This window comes from Moorena sp. SIO4A5 (assembly GCF_010672005.1).
Classification (GTDB): domain Bacteria; phylum Cyanobacteriota; class Cyanobacteriia; order Cyanobacteriales; family Coleofasciculaceae; genus Moorena.
The window spans coordinates 1-8272 of sequence record NZ_JAAHHZ010000216.1 but is presented as its reverse complement, the minus strand read 5'-3'; the positions used below and the strand labels follow the sequence as shown (position 1 = coordinate 8272).

General features: G+C 44.8%; 6 protein-coding genes. 2 read left to right on the top strand and 4 right to left on the bottom strand.

The genetic code is table 11. The features are described from left to right. Positions 1-433 precede the first annotated feature (433 nt). Both F6K57_RS32655 and F6K57_RS32650 read right to left on the bottom strand, forming a co-directional pair. A complete protein-coding gene (locus F6K57_RS32655; RefSeq protein ID WP_293072174.1) occupies positions 434-568 on the bottom strand; it encodes a hypothetical protein in 135 nt (44 codons plus the stop codon). Positions 569-641: 73 nt separating this feature from the next. Further along, complete coding sequence (locus tag F6K57_RS32650) at positions 642-4100, bottom strand: GAF domain-containing protein (RefSeq protein WP_293072173.1); 3459 nt, start codon at positions 4098-4100, stop codon at positions 642-644. 484 nt (positions 4101-4584) lie between these two features. Between F6K57_RS32650 and F6K57_RS32645 the strand changes: the two genes are divergently transcribed. Continuing rightward, the gene (locus F6K57_RS32645) at positions 4585-5619 is read left to right on the top strand and encodes a phosphate/phosphite/phosphonate ABC transporter substrate-binding protein (protein WP_293072172.1); all 1035 of its coding nucleotides are present in this window, start codon (positions 4585-4587) and stop codon (positions 5617-5619) included. A gap of 149 nt (positions 5620-5768) precedes the next feature. Next, complete coding sequence (locus F6K57_RS32640; protein ID WP_293020171.1) at positions 5769-5915, top strand: hypothetical protein; 147 nt, start codon at positions 5769-5771, stop codon at positions 5913-5915. Positions 5916-5953: 38 nt separating this feature from the next. Here F6K57_RS32640 and chrA read toward each other — a convergent pair whose 3' ends face one another. Further along, positions 5954-7192 (bottom strand): chromate efflux transporter, encoded by a 1239-nt coding sequence (gene chrA, locus F6K57_RS32635; protein WP_293020170.1) that lies wholly within the window; start codon positions 7190-7192, stop codon positions 5954-5956. 10 nt (positions 7193-7202) lie between these two features. Beyond that, positions 7203-8213, bottom strand: coding sequence for a sulfotransferase (locus F6K57_RS32630; protein WP_293072171.1), 1011 nt, complete (start codon positions 8211-8213; stop codon positions 7203-7205). Between the last annotated feature and the right edge of the window lie 59 nt (positions 8214-8272).

Genomic DNA, 8272 nt, shown 5'->3' with positions numbered 1-8272 from the left:
GTCAAGGAAAAGAAGTAGCAATGATAAGTGAGTTCTTTTGGAATTGGTTGCGCCGTGTACTTGGAGACTTGTTCGCACGGTGCTTTGGGGACGAAGCGGGAGCAATCCCGCTGACTTACCCGATTTAGTGATAAAAAACCTGATCCGATGAAACCTTACTCCTTTACTTCAGCATAGCTGCCTGCCCACCTTCCGGGCGGGGGTTTAGGGGGGATTCCCTCTGCCTTCGATTCGGATCTTAGTATAAGTATTCAGGACATGAGCTTACTAGGATAAACGCTATATGTCCAGTTAATTATAGCATTTTAATTTGAAACTATGATTTATCTAAAAAGCGATACGATGATTTTTTGGTGTTATGAGAAATAGTGGGGTTGATGATATATTTTTTAAGGCTATATAGCAGTTATAAATTGGGTGAGGGACTTTTGTCCTAGGTTAATGGTAGTAGGGAGTAGGTAGTAGGGAGTAAGGAGTAGAGTAGTGGTAAAGATGTAGTGGTTTTGCTACAAAAAAATCCTATCGAAGAAAGCCCATTTCTGACACTAGGCACCCTGACACTAGGCACCCTGACACTAGGTCAGAAACCTAAAACCTCAAGCCTAAAGCCTAAAGCATTCTAGGGGTTTGAAAAATTTTTGTTAACTTTTTAAACCACTAACCGACTCCTGCAATTCCTGAGCTACGGCTACAGTTGAGGTTAAGGAACTTGAAATTTCCCTAGAGGAATCAAAGGTGCGTTCCGAGAATTGAGCCATCTCTTTGATCAACATAGCAACCCTCTGAGTGGTTTCGCTTTGGGAAACACTCCCCTGGGAAATGGCTGCTACTAGCTGCTCGATCTGGCACGAAGCCGACCTCAGCTGTTTCAGATTCTGCTTAGCTTCCTCAACTCGACTTGTCCCCTTCTCCACCACAGCAGTGCTCTGTTCCATTACCTTCACTAATTGAGACGTTTCTAGGTCGATCTCATCTACTATCTTGTGAATTTCCTGGGTAGCTTTGATCAATTGGTTGGTAAGCTGATTTACTTCTTTGGCAATCACGACAAAACCCTGAATCCCATTACCAGACCGCCCAGCCTCAATCTCAGCGTTAATAGCCAAAACATTGGTTTGGACCAAGAGCATGTTGCTCAAGGCAACCACCTTAGCAATCTTCTCGGAAGATTTACCTAGCTGGTTCACTCTTGACGTGGTTTCGCCAATCGTGTCTCGCAATTCCAGGATACTCTCCTGAGTTAGATGAATAGCACTGCTGCTAGCTTCAACAGTGGTTGCAATTCCATCAACCACCCTCGCCGCCTGATCAGCATTCTCAGCCACTGCTTGAATCGAATCGGTGATTTGCTCCACTGAATCCAGGGCGTGATTGGTTTCTGAAGCGTGCTTAAGAGCATCTTCTGCTAGTTGACCGACTACCACCTCGTTGTTTCCCAGTAAGGTATTGACTTCAACCGCTGAGTTGTTGACCTGGGTTACGATAGTTTGCAAATTTTCAATAATGGTGTTAGAATAATCAGCAACTTTACCAATCTCATCCAAAGTCAGGTCAGAGCGCACTGTCAGATCTCCTAGTGCTGCCCCTTGCAAATTTTCAAGCAGTACCAGCAGTTGCTCCTGGAGTGCTTCTTTTTCCTGTCTTTGCTCTTGAGAAATTCTTTCCGTCTTTTCGAGGAGATTAGCCTGCTCTAGAGCAAAGCCCAATTGAATCGCCACTTGAGTGAAAACGTTGATATCCGTTTCCTGCCAAGCTCTTGGCTGTGAACATTGATGGGCAGCCAGAAAGCCAATCAATTTCCCTGCCACGAAAATCGGTGCCACTAAACTTGCCTTAGCTCCAAGCAGTAGAGAAGTTTGGCCAAGCCTCTCTACTTGGGACTTCTGGTAGTGGGTTAACTCACCCTCAAGATTATCAATGGCTAGAACCTGATGTGACTGGTAGTGATCAACATCCTCTAGGGCAAAATCCAACTCTTCCTTCTGTGTTTCTGGGGTAACAGAGCCATCCAGAGTTACTGAAAGGCCAACCATTGAGCCTTTATGATTCTGTTCGAGGAGGTAAATGATTGTGCGATCGCACGAGAGCGCTCTTTTAATTCCCACCACCGTAGCTGCGAAAATCTTTTCCCGTTCTAGGGATTTAAGCATGCTAGCGGTAATCTCATTTAACGTTTGGGAAATGTCCACCGTGGCTTGCTGCTGTTCCAGGAGCAGGGCTTGGGTGAGGGCATCACCAATTTGTCTAGTTAACTGCTGCATTAACTCACGTTCTGACTCCTGCCAAGGGTGGGGTTTTGAGCAATCATTCGCATACAACAAGCCGAAAAGTTCACCCCCAACTATAATTGGGGCAACTAGGCTGGCTACGACACCAAGGCGTTCAAGGAACTGGCCAGGAGCACCAGTTAGAGTAGCTTGTTGAAGGTTCTCGACACTCACAAGCTTCTCCAACTTAAACTGTCTAATTTCCCCGGTCGTGATTGGTTCATAAATAGTTTGCCCTAGGGCTTCAACCATACCAGAATCTACGACCTCCGCTGCAATTATCCCGCTTTTGAAGTCAGGATTAAAGCGATAGATAAACACACGGTCTGTCTTGAGGGCAAGGTGTACCCCATAAACGGAAGTTTGTAGGATATTGTCGAAGTTTAAGGATTGCTGAAGCTGGTTGCTGACTAGCGCTAGTGTCCGCGCCTGTTCAGTTTCTTGTTCTTGCTCCTGTAATCGACCTTTGACCCGTGTCACCAGGTTATTAAAGACTTGAGCCAATAGCTGCGTCTCGGTAGCACCAACAAGCTCCGCCTGAACGTTCAGGTTGCCTGCAATCACCGCCTTAGCAGTATTAGCCAACTGACCCAAGGGTTTTGCTAACTGATCGGATAAAGCTCTCACTACCAAGGTAATAATAATGCCCAGTAGCACGAACACACTAGCAAAGCCTATTGCCGCTTTTCTACCCGCTGCTCTGAGTTCACTAAGTTTGATCGAGACGGCCACAGTCCAATTGCTATCAGGAACTGCAACCAATATATAGTGCCTGCTATTATGATCAAAGGTGGCCAGCTTTAAGTTTGGGAAAAGTTCTGAATTAGCTGACTTTATGGTCAGTCCCTTCTGCTGCACTGTTTGCCCAGTTTTAACAGCTTCGAGCAAAATTTTTAGGTTCTGTACAACTACTTGATCCTTTGCCCCGAGCAGTTTCTGTGGCTGGTCTTTACTCTTCCCTTGGTAGATGGTATCAACAACAGCCACAGTGTCGTCTTCTTTCAGGGCTAGTAGCTGCATAGATTGAGAATCCCCAATTTCCAAATCCTTCAGCAGGTTTTTAAATATGGTGCTGAAAACCGAGGCAGGCAAAACTCCTCTAACAACCCCTAGGAATTCATCAGTTGCTGGGTCTGTGATCGCTTTGCTGAACTCAATCACGAACCGATCGTCAGTGTGATCAAATTTCGTTTTAATCACCTGCTGACTGGGATCATATTTTGCCTCTTGCCACCAGGGTTGATTCCGTTGGACAAATTCAGGAGTAGGACTGTTGTAAGCCACATTAAACCCGTGCTTTTCGGTGAAAGATATCTCGGCAAACTCATACATTTCTGTAGTTTTACGTAAGTAATCATTGAGAGCTTGATTTGGCTGGATTAACCGGGTAGCCGAGAAAGACTCTTCAACCTCGTCGTAGGGTAATTTGGAAAGGTTTTGATCTTGAGAAACTTTGGCTGCAGTGCTAGCCGCCTCAACTACTAGAGGGCTAGCTGCCAAAGTAGCAGGTATTCTTTTTGCTTCCTCCAAAAATATATAGAAAACTCTGCCCGCAACTAGGCTTTCACTCTCTAATAGTTGCTCAGCTTGCTGTTGGGAGCTGCGGGAAATAGCACTGTAGCTGAATAGTCCAGCCAGACCTAGAGGGGTTAAAACCGCTGGGAGAATGGTCTTCAATAATTGAGTGCGCAGATCATTACTTTTCCTTTGTGGTTGGGAATTGTTGGAATCGGTGGGTTGACTTGATTGTTGATGGTAGTGCTGTTGTCGATCTTGGGTTATCCCTTGAGGTATGACTGGTAATTCCCAGGGTAAGTCTTTTGAACAATGCATAGGACTGTGACTATTTTTCCGATCAGGATAACTATAGGGTTTATAAACGAGTTGTGAAAATCCATAAACCAAAAATTCTTGGTATTACAGGAATCTTGGCCGGGTGAGAGTTCACAACCTATTTATAATTTATAGATTGACTACAGTTTTTAATGTAACCATATTTATCTAGGAATTAATCTCAGTCAATTAACTGAATTTTATGCCTTAAGAGTTACGCCAATTTAATTAATATACGCTAGGGATAGTAGTGATATAGTCATATCTAACTCTACAGGTAGAGTTTTTGGGAGTTTTTGTGTATGCTCGCAACTGCTGACAGTAAAAACTAAGGCTGGCTAAGAGATATCTAAAACTTCATCGAAACTTCATCGAAAATTTATCAAAGTATCCATCAATTGAAATAACTCTTGCTAAATAAAAAATAAGATATATTTTAAATTATTTTTATGATTCTTATTATTGAAGAATTTAATCGGTTTTGATGGTTAAAAATCTAGTAAACTCAATAAGTTATCAACAGACAATAATTCATCTGTTGACTGGTGTATCTATTGCTCTTATCCTAGGGCTTACCGCCTGCGAGAAGAAACAGTCTGCAAACCCATCAGTGATACCCGTTGATACTTCCCATCAACAAGTGTCGGACAATACTGTCCGGGTGGGTGTGCTGATCATTGATAGCGTGGATTCTGTCAAACAACGGTATCAGCCACTCCTAAACTACCTCTCTGGGGTGATTAATCGCCCTTTCTCCTTAGTACCTGTTACCCAAGAAAGTCAATTCATTGAAGTAGCCCAAGGTAATTTGCACTTTACCACCAACAATCCTCTGGCAGCTGTGCAAATCCGTCGGCTCTACGATACGGAATTTCTACTTACCCACTCTCGACCTCAGGTGGGTACAAAATTTGGTGGTCTGATCATCGTCAGAAGCGATAGCAATATCTACAAGCTGAAGGATCTGCAGGGTAAGAAGGCAGCCTGCGTGGCTTTTCAAACGGCGGCGGCTGGCTGCACTTTCCAAATCTATCATCTGCTTGAACATGGTATTGACCCGTTCCTGGACTTCAGCAGTTTTGTGGAAAACAAATCACAAGACAAGATCGTGCTTGACGTAGTCAACGGCAAAATTGATGTTGGGTTTATCCGTACAGGTCAATTAGAAAAGATGCTCAACCAAGGCTTGTTGGAAAACCTGGAACAGCTGAGAATCCTAGATTCGGCTAAGGACGAATTCTTCTATACTCATACCACCCAGCTCTATCCCGAGTGGCCAATTGCTGCGGTTAAGGGTACTGACCCGCAATTAGTCGCAGCAGTGACTGAAGCGCTTCTGAATATCCCAGCAAACCATCCAGCCCTCGTAGCTGCTAAGATAGAAAAATTTTTACCGGCAGAGGATTATGGCTCCCTGGATAAGCTGATTGAAACGTTGACGCTAAAAAGTTGGCATGCTAATAGGGATCCGTTTAGGAATTCTGGGAACAGGCAACAGGGAGTAGGGAGTAGGGAGTAGGGAGTAGGGAACAAAAATTCTCACCATTCCTACACGGATTGCTATAGCATTTGTATTTGAGATGTAAACCGAGAAGGTGTTATTTTATTTTACTAAAAAACTCTGGAGCTCTTGCCCCTCTTGCCTTCCCCTCCTGGGAGGGGTTAGGGGTGGGTTCCTCTTGCCTCTTGCCTTTTTCGACAATCTATAACTTTACAACTTGTTTTAAAACTCTATATTATAGCAATCCTAAATCAATTGAGAGAATGTTTGTTCCCTGTTCCCTACTCCCTGCTCCCTGCTCCCTGTTCCGGTGATCCGCTGTTCCCTGTTCCCTTTGCTATAGCAACCCATTCTAGATTGAGTAAAGTACTAAGCCTAAAATTCCAGCAATCGGGATAATTAACAGCACCTTCACGCGGAACCGCCACATGGCAGCTAAAGCTGCGGCAAAGATCACCAGGCTGCCAACATGAAATTCAGCACTCCCAGCTACTACAATAGCAGCGGTAATGATCATGCCAATGACGGCAGGACGAATTCCTTTGAGCGCCGCCTGAATGACTGTAGATTCTTTGATATGTTTCAATAAGTGGGAACAGGTTACCATCAGCAGTCCTGGTGGTAAAAAAATTCCTACTGTTGCTACTATTGCTCCCGAAATCCCTTTCACCACATAACCGATGAAGGCAGCGCTGATCAGAATTGGTCCAGGAGTAATTTGTCCGATTGCGATCGCATTAGCAAATTCTGTCTGAGTCACCCAACCGTAATTATTCACCACCACTTCTTGAATCAGGGGAATGAACACGTAGCCTCCACCAAATAGCATTAGGCTCATGCCGGAAAATGTGACGAATAGTTTCGCGAGGCTGGTTTCCCCCAAAAAGGGTAGGGGAATCAGAGAAAGCAACAGAAAACTCAGGAGGATGAGCAAGGTGACTGACAGCTTCAGCCAGGAAATCCCCTGAATTGACTCCTGAATCGGTTGAGCTTGGGAATTCTCCTGTCCCGACTGCTTAGTGTCACCTAACCAAAGCCATCCTACCAATCCAGAACCCACCACGACTAGTACAGTAATGTAGAATCCTCCTATTACCTTGAGTAGGACTGCCGCTATCAAAGCAATCATTACTTCCCGCCAGCCTTTGATCGCTTTTTTGCTCATGCGCCTGGCGGCACTCAAGATAATCGCCGCCACCGCAGGAATAAATCCCGCAAAGGCTTTTTGAAGTGCTGGAATTTCCCCGACCTGGAGATAAGCAATGGTGAGACCAATTACCAGGATAAAAGAAGGGAGCAACACACCGATAGCACTGACTACAGCTCCATTAGTCCGCCGCAAGCGATAGCCCACATAGGCTACTACATTAGCAGCAACTGGGCCAGGTAAAACAGTGGCTAAGGAAATGCCATCTAGCATATCTTCATGGGTGAGGAGCTTGTGCCGCCGCACCATCCGATTCTCAACTACGGAAATCAGAGCCATGAAACCGCCAAAGGCTGTACTTCCGATCTTGAAAAAGTTCCAGAACAGAAACCAAAGGGATACCGACTCGGGATTTTCCGAGTTTACATGCAGTTTTTTTAACATAGTCAGTTATTTAAGCCACTACGGTCTGGCGTGCTTTAATCTCTTTGAGCAAAGTGGCTTGGCGATCCCGTCGCTTTAAGTCCTCAGGATCCATCTTTTGGCGTACTTCTGCTTTTAACCTTTGGTTAATCGCATTAAATTTAGCGATCGCAGTGCTGCTGAATTTGATTTCTTTACTTTGAAGAATCCCAACCCGTTCGTAACCGAGAGCATCAAGTACATCTCCCGCCACCAATTCAAAAATCAGGATTTCCTCATCCGTAGCTTCCTGGAGAAACTTCTTAGTGTTTTGCTTAATTACAGGTTGGGTTACATTACTCCATAGGGAGCTAGACGTTGCAGTATTCGAGGCTTCCTGGGATTGATGGAAATCCAGCATCTCAGGAGTATACTGCACCCCTAGGAAATTACACAGATCCTGCAGAGTAGTCTCAGGAGAGCTGATTAGGGTTTCATAACTGATACTGAAAAACCTATCGGGACTTAGGCGAGAGCGCATCTGGAGTGCTAAACGCTGGGCTTTTGCCCATTCTTGAGCAATATGGTAGAAGTGCTTTTCTCCAACCACTGCCTTCTTAAAAGAAACCGCCACATCTCGACCATCCCGGTACAAATAGATAAATTTAGCGTTTTCCAAGTAAGCGGTAATCTCTGGCAGGTAGTAAACGTTGGCTAAACTTTTGCAACACCATTGCCGTGCTCCCCAAGTTTGTGCCATAATATCGTAAACAGAGGCAAATATCGCCACCAAAGACCGCTCTCGGCAAAAGGAAATAACTTCCTTTGTATCTAAATGCACACCCTCCCAAGGGACGGGATTGAGTTCCACTAAACGACACACATCATTGACTAAGAGGGTAAAGGTGTCCGTTTGACTCAAATCCCCATAGCTAGGTAGTAATGGCATCATCCGCTGCAATATGTGAGGGGAGTGGGGAGCAGCGAGATCACCGATCTGATTCAACATCAGGCGCAATAAATTAGAGCCTGAGCGTTGGGTGCCGATCATAAAAATAGACATAACTTTGAGCTATCCTCATCACTGAATTCCAATTGCTGACCTTGATCACCGATTAAGTA